This window comes from Lentibacillus salinarum, from assembly GCF_042679865.1.
In the GTDB taxonomy this organism is placed as follows: domain Bacteria; phylum Bacillota; class Bacilli; order Bacillales; family Amphibacillaceae; genus Lentibacillus; species Lentibacillus salinarum.
In genome coordinates this window covers 229,958-244,071 of the sequence record NZ_JBHTNH010000002.1, presented here as the reverse complement: position 1 = coordinate 244,071, position 14,114 = coordinate 229,958, and the positions used below count along the sequence as shown (strand labels likewise).

Genomic DNA, 14,114 nt, shown 5'->3' with positions numbered 1-14,114 from the left:
CTTATTATTCATTAAATACTGCAACCGCTCTTACCGGTGAACCTGTTCCTTTACGAATTTTCAATGGAAGTCCAAAATACAAAAATCTTTTTCCTGAAACCTCATTTAAATTTGCCAGATTCTCCGTATTTGTTAATCCGTATTCCTGACATACAAGATGACCAGAAAATTTGGTATCCTTTGGGTTATCAATGGCTGGTGTGTCGATACCGATATTTACGACACCTTTTTCTGCTAACCATTTAGCACCATCGTAATTAAGCCCTGCATGTCGATGTAACCATTCTTCGGTACCATATGAACGATTGTAATGACCTGTATAGAGCAGGACAATGTCACCTCGTTCCAGTACCTGCTGGGATTTTTGCAACGCCTGTTCCAAATCATTCGGCGTAATATATCCATCGGGTGACATATGAGAAACATCAAGACAGATTGCGGGGCCGTAAAAATAGTCCAGCGGCATTTCATCAATTGTCTGTCCATTGGGATCATATTCAAATACGGCATCTGAATGTGTGGGACCATGTTCACTAATTATCAGATTGTTTGTACAGAAAGGGAATCCCATCTGTTCTATCGATTCTTCATGTGTCATGTTACGAAAAATCATAGTTTTTTGATGGGGCGGGAATACCGGCATTCCCTGATATATCTCTTGTGAAAGATCTATAAGTTTAACTCCCATTACAGTCTCCCTCCTTGTTCTACTACCGGTGATAGAACTTCAAATTTGTCAACATTGATTAATCCCATATCAGTGATTTTCCATTCTGGACTTGTTACAAGTGACCAGAAAGAAAGATGCATAAATGGTACATTTATACCGCAGCCCAATTCATCTTGTGCCAATCTTGTCAGTTCTGCAATTTTTTCACTTAATTCAATTCCGCTAAGCTCATCACTGATTAAACCACCGACCCTTAACGGTAGTTCGCCAACAACTTTGCCATCTTTAATCATTGCAATACCGCCATCCATTGCAATAACTCTATTGACAGCAGTTACCATGTCTTCATAATTCGTTCCTGTAACAATAATATTGTGCGTGTCATGTGCAACACTTTCTGCAATTGAACCACCTTGTAGCTTAAATCCATTTAAGAATGCCTTTCCAATATTGTTCGTTCGCCCATGTCTTTCAACAACAATTAATGGCAGAACATCTTGTTGTAAACATGGTTCAACAACTCCATTGGTTACATTCATATTGAATTCTTTGGCACCAGTTAAGTTTTGATCTTGAATTGCAACGATTGAACGGACTTGAGCGCGGCTTCCACTAGCCTTAATATGAAGGTCTTCAACTTTTACTGGATCTCTTTTAACAGATTTTTTGACACTTTCAGGATACGTATATGTACCCAGGTCAATTGTTAATTCACCTTTTTCGGCAGCGTTTGTTCCGTTAAGATATACTTTATCAATTGTCATTTCATTCAAATCATCTATTACAGCAATATTTGCTCGCTTTCCAGGCGCCAGCAATCCAACATCTTTAAAGCCAAAATGTGTTGCAGGATTAATGGTTGCCATTTGAATAGCCTCTACTGGGTCTATTCCTTGAGCAATTGTACGTCTAACAAGATCATTCATGTGACCATCTTTTAGCAGATCCTCTGGCACCATATCATCAGAAACAAGGATAGCACGTCTTGAGTCCATGCCTTCTTCAGTTACAGCCCGAATACATTCAGCCATATTTCTCTGTGAAGATCCTTCACGCATGAACACACTAACGCCATATCTGAGTTTTTCCATCATTTCCTCTTTTGTAGTTGTTTCATGACAAGAAACATGTGCACCACCACTAATGATATGTGCAGCCAATTCATTTCCGAATAAAGCAGGTGCATTTCCTTCTACCGATCTTCCAATACTATTTGCGTATGAAACAGATGCCACAAGATCATCAATCAATTCAGGTGCATTTTCATAAACTGGACCAATATTACTAAAACTTTGTATTTCTCCAATTCCTTGAACAGTTGGATCATTCAATAGCTCTTTCATATGTTTAGAATTCACATCATAACCAGCCGTTTCAAGGCCTGGAGCGTCGGGGACAGCAGCAGGTACTGTGAAATAAATTTGGTTTGGCAATGTTTTTGCCTCTTTAATCATTTCTTGCATACCGTGCACGCCCAAGACATTCCCAATTTCATGAGGATCGTTAACGATAGTAGTTGTTCCAGTAGGTATTGATAAACGAGAAAATTCTGTACAAGTCAACATAGCACTTTCAAAATGCATATGTGAATCGATAAATCCAGGTGAGATAAACTTACCTTTTACATTCTCTACATCCGTTTTATTTCCAATTAGTTTACTGGCGTCACCCACCATTAGAATGTATTCACCTTTTATTGCAACATCTGCTTCATAAATTTCTCTTGTTATCGTATTAATAATATAGCCGCCTTGAAGAACAAGATCGGCATACTGATTAGTATCCAATAACACATCTATAAGCTTTCGATACTGAATCGCTTCTTTAATATTTTCAGCCTGCATTATTAACGTCACCCTTTCAAATCATCGCATTCTAAACTGTCAATTATACCTACAATTGCAGCATCTATTGGGGAACCCTCGCTTACAGCACGGGATGCTATACTCCCTTTGACAAAAAAGACTCGTTCACCAACTCCAGCACCAACAGTATCGACTGTAATGATTGGTTGAGAGTTAAGGGGGCTTCCGTCTAAATCGATCGCCTGTGTGATTAACAACTTAGTACCTACTAACTTATCGTCCTTTCTTGTTGCCGTAACTCTTCCAACCACAATACCCATTTCCATGCGATGTTCCCCCTATTTCTAGTTGATCTTAATTTGATATTTCATAGCAATATCGCGTGCCAATGGTGTGATGATTACCCTTTGCTCTAAATCAATAGATTTTTGTCCAGCTTCAACATATTTTTGCACCATATCTGCTGTTACAACTTGTTTATTTTCATTTTGGGAAGTAGTTATGAAATGACGCAATACATCATCATCATTTTCTATTAATTGAATTCCAAACCCTTTAATTTGCTGTAATTGTTTTTTCATTTCATGCTTTAAAAAAGCTGTACCATGATTTAGACTGGATTGCTGCCATATTGAATGATAAGGGTCCGCCCCTGCTGATAAAGCACTAACTTTCTTTCCATTCATGAGTGCCCACATCAAAATTCGAATGGATGGGCGAGTATCATTAAAATGCAATATATCTGATACTGTCGAAAAAGGCAGTATTGGAATATAAAAATGATCAATGCGCTCTTTTTGATATTCAACATCTTCAAGTGTGATCCAATCATCAATTCCCACCTGTTGAGCAAGATCCGTTACATTATAATGTTCAAGAATATGTTCATCCGCACAAATTCGGACCCTTAGATTATTTTCGTATAAAACTTTTAACGTTTTTAATCCTTCGTCCATACCATTCATATGAAAGAAAAGGAGAGCAAGCACTGTTTTCTTTTGTGCTTTTTCTTTCCCTTTCTTATTTTTATTTAATAATTCCTGCAAAGTAGAATCTACAACAACACTTTGCTGGTTATGAAACACGTTTATTCACCTTTAAATGGAAGTGCACGCTCGATTTCACTGTGCGGTCTAGGGATGACATGGACGCTGATTAGTTCTCCTACACGGCTTGCTGCGTCTGCGCCAGCATCAGTAGCTGCCTTTACAGCACCAACATCACCACGGACCATGACAGTTACAAGCCCGAATCCAACTTTTTCATAACCGCAAATTTCCACATTAGCAGCCTTTACCATCGCATCCGCTGCTTCAACCGAACCAACTAGTCCTTTTGTTTCTACCAATCCTAAAGCTTCACCCATTGTAAAACCCTCCTCATATTGTTTAAATCACTTTATGCTTTTTTTCCATTATCATTTTTTCGATTTTGACTTTCTGTCTTAGAGGACGAACTTGTTTTTGTTTTAGTAGTTAAGTCAGAGTCCTTTTCTTCAGATTTAGGTTGTTCAGATTTTGGTTGTATTTCACTAGATTTCCCTTTCCTTTCTTTTTTAGTAGTATCTTTTGCCTTTGTTTTATCTGGCTTTTCTTTTTCCAAAGAGAATTTACTTAATAGTTTTTCACTAACATTAGAATGAGCATTTGCTATCACATCAGTTGAAATAACTTCACCTACTGTTTCAGCCTGATTCTTTCCAGCTTCAACTGATGAATTAACAGCTGCAACATCTCCACCTAAATGGACTGTTACGCCAACATAACCACTTACTCCGATTACCTTTTCTAAACCAATAATTTCGACATCAGCAGCTTTCACTGCAGCATCAGCAGCTGATACTGCCGTTGTATATCCTACTGTTTCAATAAGACCAAGTGCTATCAATCAATTCACCCTCCTCTCCTGGCTATATTCATGTCTGAGCCACTAATCTGGCTGCTTCTTTTTTCATCTCTGTAACAAGCTTGGAGATGACATGATAATTTCCTTTTAACAATAAATAATTGCTATTAACTTCATAATCAAAATCATTTCTTTCAAAGTTCTTTAATAGCGAATCCATTAAAACAATGCCTGTGTAATAAGGTATCCCTTCCAGGAAAGCAATAGCGTCAATTGACGAGTTTAGGTTCAATTGTTTTGAAAGCCACGAACTTGGGGATACAGCAGTATATGTTTCGTATTGCTTCAAGGAACGCCGATTTATTTTTTGGTAAATATCGTTCATAATTTTCCCTAACCTGTCGGCATTATCATCATAGAGTTCAGCCGTAAAAGGAGTTCCCTCTTCCTTGCTCCAGGATAAATAAAATTTAATATCTTGATTGTTACGAATTATTTCATTAATCAATAGTAGATAGCTGGGCAAGCATTCTGGCATTTTAATAACACCAACTGATGCACTATTTAAAGGTCGTTTAAAACTTCCAATGAGTTCCTTCGGCAAATCCGGGAAAAACCAAACACAGCCTCCGTTTTTTGTTTGACCAATAATTCTAGCCATTTTGTTCTGGCTATTATTTTCTCGCGAATATATATTTCTATTCGGAATATTGCCTTGTGCCAGTGTTAATGAAGTTAACTTTGATATTGAGTCCTCATTGAACTGTTTAGGGTGTAATGAGGTATTATTATGTCGTTTACTTTCTTCATTACCTGTGTTTGAATTTCTTGTGGAACTTGTTGTATTTTCCTCAACAAAAGAAAGTCTCTGATCCTTCTTTAAAGCCTGATAATTTGGTCTCTTAATCTGCTTAAGGGAAGAGTCGGATTCCGAATCTTCTGTAACGTTGCTCGTTTGTCGGGATATAACCGTTTTGTTTCCACCCAGAATGTCTTGTACGACTTGTTTCATAACATCCGCCAATCTTTACACCTCCCTTTATAGGATCTTTTTCAACTCTGAATGGGGTCGTGGAATGGCGTTAGATGAAATAAGTTCTCCTCCTGTGCGCTCTGGGGCGAGCCTTCCGATTTCTATAGCAGAACTTACGTCAGCAACATCGCCTTCAACGATGACAGTTATTAAACCCGATCCGACCTGTTTCATATCAACTAATTGGACATTCGCTGCTTTAGCCATTGAGTCCAACGCCTCTACAGCTGCTGTAAGCCCCCTTGTTTCAATTAATCCTATTGCACTCATCTTGTCTCTCTCCCATCTTGTTCAAATTGTCTAAAGATAATCGTTTAAATTGATACTTTGAATTGGGATAGACGTTCTCTTGAATAATTCCTTTTCGGATAACGGATATGTTGCATCTATACCCATTTTGGCCGATACGCCTCTTAAATTGTGGGACGCTTCCAGAGGAGATCCTTTTGCACCTGGTATAATAAATACATCCTGATCAGCCTGACATCTTGTAGCGATGGCCCATTCGACATCTTCAGAATTAAAAATATCTACGTCATCATCAACCACGACGACATGTTTCAAATCTTTATCACTGGCAAATGCAGCCATTGCTGCTTGTTTAGCATCGCCTTCAGACTGCTTTTCTATTTTAATCACACCATGTAAGCGTGCTGCAGCTGCCATTGTAATGTGAACTTCTTTAACATTTGGAACCACTTGTCGAACTGTGCTGAACAAGGTCATTTCCCGTGTAAGGCACATTGGTAACCTTTCTTCAGAACTTGCTGGAAGAATCGTTTGTGATATCGGATTATTTCGGTAGGTAATTGCAGACATTTCGACAATCGGCTGTGGTTCATTTCCACCATAGTAGCCACCGAGTTCTCCGAACGATCCCTCTGGTTCCCTTTCATATGGAAGTATTTTTCCTTCCATTACAATTTCAGCTTCCGCCAATACTTCAATATCGACTGTCTTACACTGAACAACATCAAGTGGTTGTCCAAGAAGGGCACCTGCCACGTCAAGCTTATCGCTATTAAACAAATGTGTACTGAATTGAGAAGCCAATACGACAGATGGAACAACGCCAAGCATCACAGCAACTTCCAAGGGTTCTCCTCTGTTTTCAAATTGAGCGTATTGCTTAGCAAGCTCAGGTGAGGTAATGACAATATTTGTTCTATTTCCTCCAATAAATCCCATTCTGCGAATAGAGGTAAACCTCTTCTTTCCTTCTGGGTCTTTAACAACCAAAACACCTGAAACAAAATATGGACCACAGTCTTCTGCATGAAAAGTTGGTATTGGAGAGAAGTCATCAAGGTCGAAGGGACCCATAACAACATTTTCATGAACTGGGCCTGTTGGTACTAAATTCGTCGGAATCGGATTCACAACCGAATCAACCATTTTCGGGATCAATTCGGATTCACTTATACCGATGCTATCCGCCATAAATTTCCGACTGCCACCCGATCCAGCAGCTATTGGAACATGATGACCCTTAATATTATCAAATAAAAAAGGGTGCTCACCTTTCTTTGTCTTTAATACGGCGCCTAGCTCGTACTCAGCATTAACTTCTTTTTTTATACGGTAAAGTAAACCGCGCTGTTCCCAATCAGCAAGTAAATCTCTCATATTAAGGGGATTCATTTTTTCTCACCCCATCTTTCCATTAAATCATTTTCAATTCCAAGCTCATCAAGTATGCGTGCAACCATGAAGTTTACCAACTCCCAAATTTCAGTCGGACGATGATAGAAACCAGGACTAGCTGGCAAAATGGTTACGCCAGATTCAGCTAAAGTTGTCATGTTTTTTAAGTGTATTAAATGAAAAGGAGCTTCTCTTGGCACAATAATGAGATTACGTTTTTCTTTCATGACGACACTGGCTGCCCTGCTTAAAAGTGTGTCACCCACACCATTAGCAATGGCTCCCAGAGAATTCATAGAACATGGAACAATTACCATTCCATCTGTTTTGAATGAACCGCTGGCAACTGAAGCAAACAAGTTATCATTACGATGTACCGTTGCATACTGTTTTAATTCTTTAATATTTACGCCGCATTCGAATTGCATTACCTTTTCTCCCATTTCGGTAGCAACTAAATGGATTTCAACTCCTAATTGGTGGAGCGTACGGATCAAAGTATATCCATACAATGATCCGCTTGCTCCTGTTATGCCGACGACAATCCTCATCTTACGGCCCCTGGCATACTATCTTAAACCGATTGTTGCTTTTGGGAGAATTTTTTCTTTGCGGCTTTTTTATACTCATCCGTACTCATAACATCACCGAAAAGACCAATGTCACGAAGACCCGAACGGTGCATATCGTCGTCTTTAGATGCTGTTGCATCTGACAAAGTTATAATATTATAACCATTGTATAGTGCATCGGATGCTGTACTTCTTACACATACGTTAGTCCATACACCTGTAAGAACTACTGTGTCGATTTCTTCTTCTCTTAAGAATAGATCGAAATCAGTGAATGTGAACGCACTATGACGGCGTTTTTGTATGATGTAATCACCTTTATCTTCTTCCGGTTGTAACTCAGGAATAAACTCATGACCCCATGTTCCTTTAACTGCGTGAACTGGTCTTACACGGAAGTCTCTATCATTTTTACGATGTGCTTCTTGAATAAAAACTACTTGAATATCATTTTCGTGGCAGAAGTCAATTGATTCTCTAATTTTAGGGATAGTCTCACGTCCAGCTTCACCACATTCCATAACTGATCCTTCAGGAATAAAATCATTTAGCATATCAATAATAACTAATGCGTGCTTTTCTCCTTTTACCTCTGTCATTTAAAACCATCCTTTCTTAATTTATATCTTATTTTTAATTTGTAACTAAAGCTTTTTCTATTCTTTTTTTAGATTCTGCTTCATTAGCAGTATTTTCATATGTTTCATATTTGATTTCACGGTCTAATCTTTGGATGCTTTGTCTCTTAATAAACTCACCGTATCCTACTTCTCCAACGATACCGCCATTATCTTCATCAAAAACAACGTTACCGCGAACAATAGTTTGAATTGGCTTACCTTTTAGCTTCATACCATGAAACGGGCTGTACTTCGCCATTGTTTCAGTTTTCTTCTCATCAATTGTATATTCACGTTCAAGATCAATGACCGTAAAGTCTGCGTCACTTCCTAGTTCCATAGACCCTTTCTTAGGATAAATGCCCTTATGGATAGCGGCATTTCTACTTGTCACTTCTACAAAACGTGATAAAGATAAACGTCCTTTATTTAGTCCTTCACTAACAAGGATTGGTACCATTTGCTCAACGCCAGGGAATCCCGGGAAGCTATTCCAAACATCTGAATCCGGGGCGTCTTTTTCTGTTTCAATTTCATATGGCGCATGATCCGTACCAACGAAATCGATTGTTCCGTCAGCAAGACCTTGCCAGTGAACAATGTTATCTTCTTTTTCACGAAGCGGAGGAGCAACTTTTGCAAATGTACCGCGAGCTTCCAAAGCTTCATCCCCAGTTAACACTAGATAATGTGGGCAAGTTTCAGCTGTTATTTTCACACCACGTTTTTTAGCGTCGCGTACTAGTTGAACCCCGTCCTTACTAGTCAAATGAACAATATGCACTCTTGCACCTGTCGCTTCAGCAAACGTAATAATCATTTCAATTGCAGTTTTCTCAGCAATTACATTTCTGGCATCTCCCCATGCTGGATAGTCAAGACGACCTTCGTTTTTCAACTTTTCGGTATAGTGAGTACAGATTTCATAGTTCTCAGCATGTATACCAATTGGCATACCTGTTGGTGCAATTTTATTGAAAATCTCGAGCATTTCTGCATCTGTTACCTTAGGGAAAGTTGGAACAGAAGGTGTCATATAAACTTTAAAGGCAACGACGCCTTCTTCAATTTGTGGATAAATGTTATCCAACAGCCCTTCTCTTACATCTTCACCAGTCATACCACCCCAGAAGCCGTAATCGATATACGCTTTATCTTTAACTGCTGACAATTTCTTATGAAAGCTTTCAGCATCACGAACAGATGGTTTACTCGTACAAGGCATATCGATATGAGATGTTAATCCACCTGCAGCTGCAGATCTTTGTCCAGTCTCAAATGTTTCACGATGTGTAAACCCAGGATCATTAAAATGTGTATGTGGATCGATACATCCTGGTACAACTAGATTCCCTTTGATATCAATTTCTTTATCAGCAGAAATACCGTTAACGGAATCGACAATCCCTGCAATTTTTTCATCATTTACAAGAATGTTTGTTTCTACTTTTCTGTCCCCTTGAGGTATAACTGCATTTTTTAAAATTAAATCCATGCATTTGTCTCCTTTCACCTTTTAAAATATTTGATCATTACATAGGTTCAGAATTTTTGATCTACACTAGCCTCATTTGGCGCTCTGAATTAACTTGAAATTAGTTCTCCATTTATTTTTATAGATTACCATTTTATGTCTTCATAGTTGAAAACAATATTTATATAATGGCAGATATACTTCCTACTACAATTCCATTTTCAATCAATAATAGTCGTCAATTATAAGGAAGTTATTGGAAAACGCTGATTCTAAATCAAATTCCGACTGATATACCAAAAATATATAAATTATCAGCAGTATAGTAAGTGTTGTCGGAATAAAGATAAATGGCTTAAATTCCGTATGAATATTGTCATCTTGGGTGCTACAACTTATAAACAAATCAATGGAAATCAAATATTCCAAGTCTTTCTATTCGAGTCCAATTCCCGGCTCCACCGATAAAGAAACAAGGACAGCACCAACGTACATCCCAATAAAGTTGAGATTTTCAACGAGGCCATCCGCTCCATCTTTTAACCACCTTTATTACAGTATCCAAGTAATTCTAAATATGTCATGAGCTCACATTTACTCCCCCCTTTACAAGGTACAGTTCTGAATTTTTATATAAAAAAACCGCAGACTCAGAACATTCCCAGCCAAAAGGTAGGGATATTCTAAATCTACGGTTCAAATAACCTCCGTAAAACAGAGGTTTTATGTAACCGATTTAATAATAGTCTAGGAAAAAACGACTCGTTCGTTATTATTCCAGATTGTTGAAGTAGTTATATTAATTTCTTATCAAAATATATAACACAACAAGCGTGCTCAGTAACTGTGTCATAATCTTTTAAGACAGCTATGACCGTAAGGCCCGTCATTTCTTTGATTTTTTCTTTAAGCCTAGATTTAAACTCAGCAATGAGTGCTGCATCGGTATAGGATGCTAATTCACTAAAATTTTTACTCAAAGCCGTAAGAGCTGGAACACGTTTGTGCTGTGCGAAAATAATGATCCTATCACCAAAAAGTTGGATCCGTTGACTTCTTACACCAGTCGCATAAAATTCTTGATTGATTTTATTGTAAACCTGAGCAATATCCTTCTTAAAAGATTGAGTTTCGGTTGAGGTTAAAGTTGACATCGATGTTTCATTCAAACTGATCCCCCCTGTTACTACTAATATTAATCAATTTACTGTCAAAAGTCAAGCCATTTTTTAGAAAATCAGCACTATTGATAAAATTTGTTTGATAATATTCATTTGACTCTAAATAGTTCAATACTTTAATAATTCAGTGAAATAGTTGTTAAATTTTTGCTAAAAAGGATAACCGCGAATTTTTCAAATTGGTTATTAAAAATATGATTTCCGGCCAATATGATTTTGCTTTCTACCACACCTTTGCCGTATTAAACCTATCAGGTAAGCCTTATCTGTATTGGGTTTTTATATCCTCATCTGTTAAAAGTCGGGTGCGAAACGACTCTAACAGATTTGAGGTATTTCTTTTATCGTTATTTGGTTCTTCAAGACTTTCGCACCTTTTTCATACAGCTGGATCAATATATTCGTGATTTTTGTTAGAAAAAATAATGTTTTTTCATTGCCTGATTATAATAGCTGCTGGCATATTCGATGTTATAGCGGCTACTTTTTGTTTATTGAATCCTTTATTTTCAATCTTCCACAGTATTAGTAAGTTGTCAAATACTGTTCACGCTCCCACGGATGAACAGTCGTACGGAACATATCCCATTCAATATCTTTGGCTTCCATAAAATGTTCATATAAATGATCACCTAAGGCTGCAACAATCGTTTTGTCCTTTTGCATTTCTTCCAGAGCGTCCTTCAAGGTTGCAGGCAAATCTTTGACGCCATTTTGCTCGCGCTCCTCTTTACCCATATCGTAAATATTCCGGTCGATTGATTCAGGCGGCATTAATTGATTTTCAATCCCGTCCAGTCCACTCGCTAGCAATACGGCCATGGCCATGTATGGATTGGCAGCGGGGTCAACACTTCGTACTTCGATCCGGGTGCTCAAGCCGCGGGAGTACGGAATGCGGACAAGCGGACTTCTGTTTGTACCGGACCACGCCACGTAGCATGGTGCCTCATAACCTGGGACGAGTCGTTTATATGAATTAACCGTCGGATTGGTAACCGCTGTAAAGTTTGTTGCATGTTTGAGAACCCCGGCTGTAAATTGAAACGCAATATCACTCAGCTGCATATCGCCCGCCTTGTCGAAAAATGCATTGTCTCCGTGTCTGAATAACGACATGTTCACATGCATACCGGATCCGTTCACACCAAACAGCGGTTTCGGCATAAACGTGGCATGTAGGTTATGCTTTCTCGCAATCGTCCTGACGACCAGTTTGAACGTTTGGATATCATCCGCATGTTTGACGGCATCCGAATATTTGAAATCAATCTCGTGCTGGCCCGGCGCTCCTTCATGATGCGATGCTTCAATTTCAAAACCCATCTCTTCCAGCTCCAGAACGATATCACGCCGGCAGTTTTCACCCAGATCTGTTGGCGCCAGATCAAAGTAACCGCCACGGTCATTTAATTCCAGGGAAGGATCAGCTTTTTCATCAAGTTTAAACAAAAAGAATTCCGGTTCTGTTCCGATATTAAATGCACTAAAACCTAACGCTTCCATTTTCTTTAAGTTGCGTTTCAAATTATATCTTGGACAACCTGCAAAAGGCGTGCCATCAGGATTGTAAATATCACAGATAAACCGGGCAACTTTCCCTTTTTCCGATGTCCACGGAAAGACGACAAAAGTATCCAAATCAGGGTGTAAATACATGTCTGATTCCTCGATACGGACAAACCCCTCAATAGACGATCCGTCAAACATCATTTTATTATCCAATGCTTTGTCCAATTGACTGAGTGGAATTTCCACGTTTTTAATCGTGCCAAGCATGTCGGTAAACTGCAAGCGAATAAATCGGACATTTTCCTCCTTAATTTGTTTCAAGATATGTTCTTTTGTTAAACCTGAACCCATTCATTTTCCTCCTCAATTAGTGGCATAGCCTTTACCAGTCATCATGTTAAATAACTTCTGTTTTTCTATGTTTTTCATCATAGCTTATGGAACGCTGTGTCGTAAATAGTTTTTTAACAAGATTTTTACATAAACAGCTGTTGGAGGCTCATGTCGGTTCTTTGTCGATCGAAACCAGTTTTTGTTCCATCAGATCATTAACCGCCGCTTCAAGCGCAATCTTTACATGGGCATATGTTAAGCCGCCCTGAACAAATGCCATATATGGTTCCCTGATGGGGCCATCAGCTGTTAATTCAAGGCTCGCTCCTTGAATAAATGTACCTGCTGCCATGATGACGTCATCCTCATAGCCTGGCATGCCGCTTGGATACGGTGTGACAAACGCATTAACCGGTGAGTTTTGTTGAATCGCTTGACAAAAAGCGATCATGCTCTTTTCACTGTGAAATGTAACCGTCTGGATCAAATCTGTCCGCTCCGCTTTGTAATGCGGGCTTGTCCGAAAACCGGCCAGTTCCAAGAAGCGAGCTGTCAAAATGGCGCCTTTTAATGCCTCCCCGACTATATGCGGTCCGAGGAACAATCCTTGGAACATTTCCTGCAGCATATTGAAGGTGGCGCCTGTTTCCTTCCCAAGACCTGGGGCTGTCAGACGGTTGGCACACTGTTCTACAAACCTTTCTCTTCCGGCAATATAGCCGCCTGCCCGTACAAGACCGCCACCTGGATTTTTTATCAGCGATCCCGCTATTATATCTGCTCCAGCATGCAGCGGCTCGCGTTCTTCAACAAACTCACCATAACAATTATCAACGAAAACAATCACATCTTTATTGAACGCTTTTACAAATCGGACCATTTCCCCGATTTCATCAATCGTAAATGAGGGACGATCGTCATACCCTTTGGAACGCTGGATGCCGATTACTTTCGTTGTCGATGACATCTTTTTCCTTATTGCCGGAAAATTAACAGATCCGTCGTCCAATAAATTGACCTGGTTATAATCAACCTGAAATTCGCGTAATGAGCCACTATGCTGCCCATTGATGCCAATGACTGACTCCAATGTATCATACGGTTTTCCGGTAATGTACAAGAGCTCGTCTCCTGGCCGCAACAGCCCAAATAGGGCCGTTGAAATGGCATGAGTTCCAGAGACGATTTGTGGTCGAACAAGTGCATCCTCACCATCAAAGACATCAGCGTAAACGGCTTCCAATGTTTCGCGTCCTAAATCGTCATACCCATATCCTGTTGTCGATTGAAAATGACTGTCACTTACCCGGTTATCCTTAAACGCATCCAGTACGCGTCTCTGATTCATCTCGACTATTCTCGAGACCTGTGCATGTTGTTCTGTACAATCTTTTTCTGCCTGTGTTATCAAGTTTTTCAACATGT

General features: G+C 39.2%; 15 protein-coding genes. All 15 read right to left on the bottom strand.

Going from position 1 to position 14,114, the window contains the following annotated elements:
- Positions 1–4: 4 nt before the first annotated feature.
- The 15 genes from ACFQ4A_RS01960 to ACFQ4A_RS01890 all read right to left on the bottom strand — a co-directional run bounded on the left by ACFQ4A_RS01960 (position 5) and on the right by ACFQ4A_RS01890 (position 14,112).
- Positions 5–688, bottom strand: coding sequence for a cyclase family protein (locus tag ACFQ4A_RS01960; protein WP_382397151.1), 684 nt, complete (start codon positions 686–688; stop codon positions 5–7).
- Positions 688–2,514, bottom strand: a complete 1,827-nt coding sequence (locus ACFQ4A_RS01955; protein ID WP_382397150.1) for an adenine deaminase — start codon at positions 2,512–2,514, stop codon at positions 688–690. The genes ACFQ4A_RS01960 and ACFQ4A_RS01955 overlap by 1 nt, the downstream gene beginning before the upstream one ends.
- An 8-nt stretch (positions 2,515–2,522) precedes the next feature.
- Positions 2,523–2,801, bottom strand: coding sequence for a EutN/CcmL family microcompartment protein (locus ACFQ4A_RS01950; RefSeq protein WP_382397149.1), 279 nt, complete (start codon positions 2,799–2,801; stop codon positions 2,523–2,525).
- 18 nt (positions 2,802–2,819) lie between these two features.
- Positions 2,820–3,560 (bottom strand): hypothetical protein, encoded by a 741-nt coding sequence (locus tag ACFQ4A_RS01945; RefSeq protein WP_382397148.1) that lies wholly within the window; start codon positions 3,558–3,560, stop codon positions 2,820–2,822.
- A gap of 2 nt (positions 3,561–3,562) precedes the next feature.
- Positions 3,563–3,841 carry a BMC domain-containing protein gene (locus ACFQ4A_RS01940; RefSeq protein ID WP_382397147.1) on the bottom strand — a complete coding sequence of 93 codons (279 nt, stop codon included), beginning with the start codon at positions 3,839–3,841 and terminating at the stop codon, positions 3,563–3,565.
- 32 nt (positions 3,842–3,873) lie between these two features.
- Positions 3,874–4,362 carry a BMC domain-containing protein gene (locus ACFQ4A_RS01935; protein WP_382397146.1) on the bottom strand — a complete coding sequence of 163 codons (489 nt, stop codon included), beginning with the start codon at positions 4,360–4,362 and terminating at the stop codon, positions 3,874–3,876.
- 28 nt (positions 4,363–4,390) lie between these two features.
- The gene (locus ACFQ4A_RS01930; protein WP_382397145.1) at positions 4,391–5,344 is read right to left on the bottom strand and encodes a hypothetical protein; all 954 of its coding nucleotides are present in this window, start codon (positions 5,342–5,344) and stop codon (positions 4,391–4,393) included.
- 15 nt (positions 5,345–5,359) lie between these two features.
- Complete coding sequence (locus ACFQ4A_RS01925; protein ID WP_382397144.1) at positions 5,360–5,623, bottom strand: BMC domain-containing protein; 264 nt, start codon at positions 5,621–5,623, stop codon at positions 5,360–5,362.
- A gap of 30 nt (positions 5,624–5,653) precedes the next feature.
- Positions 5,654–6,994 carry a UbiD family decarboxylase gene (locus ACFQ4A_RS01920; protein WP_382397143.1) on the bottom strand — a complete coding sequence of 447 codons (1,341 nt, stop codon included), beginning with the start codon at positions 6,992–6,994 and terminating at the stop codon, positions 5,654–5,656.
- Positions 6,991–7,548: a UbiX family flavin prenyltransferase gene (locus ACFQ4A_RS01915; protein WP_382397142.1), complete on the bottom strand. Its 558-nt coding sequence runs from the start codon at positions 7,546–7,548 to the stop codon at positions 6,991–6,993. Before ACFQ4A_RS01915 ends, ACFQ4A_RS01920 begins: the two co-directional genes overlap by 4 nt.
- A gap of 23 nt (positions 7,549–7,571) precedes the next feature.
- Positions 7,572–8,168, bottom strand: coding sequence for a cysteine hydrolase family protein (locus ACFQ4A_RS01910; RefSeq protein ID WP_382397141.1), 597 nt, complete (start codon positions 8,166–8,168; stop codon positions 7,572–7,574).
- Between the two features lie 34 nt (positions 8,169–8,202).
- On the bottom strand, positions 8,203–9,684 hold the full coding sequence (gene allB / locus ACFQ4A_RS01905) for an allantoinase AllB (protein WP_382397140.1): 1,482 nt from the start codon (positions 9,682–9,684) through the stop codon (positions 8,203–8,205).
- 773 nt (positions 9,685–10,457) lie between these two features.
- Entirely contained in the window at positions 10,458–10,832 is a 375-nt protein-coding gene (locus ACFQ4A_RS01900; protein WP_382397139.1) for a Na-translocating system protein MpsC family protein, read from the bottom strand.
- A 537-nt stretch (positions 10,833–11,369) separates the two neighbouring features.
- Entirely contained in the window at positions 11,370–12,707 is a 1,338-nt protein-coding gene (glnA, locus tag ACFQ4A_RS01895) for a type I glutamate--ammonia ligase (protein ID WP_382397138.1), read from the bottom strand.
- Between the two features lie 148 nt (positions 12,708–12,855).
- Entirely contained in the window at positions 12,856–14,112 is a 1,257-nt protein-coding gene (locus ACFQ4A_RS01890; RefSeq protein WP_382397137.1) for a methionine gamma-lyase family protein, read from the bottom strand.
- Positions 14,113–14,114: the final 2 nt, after the last annotated feature.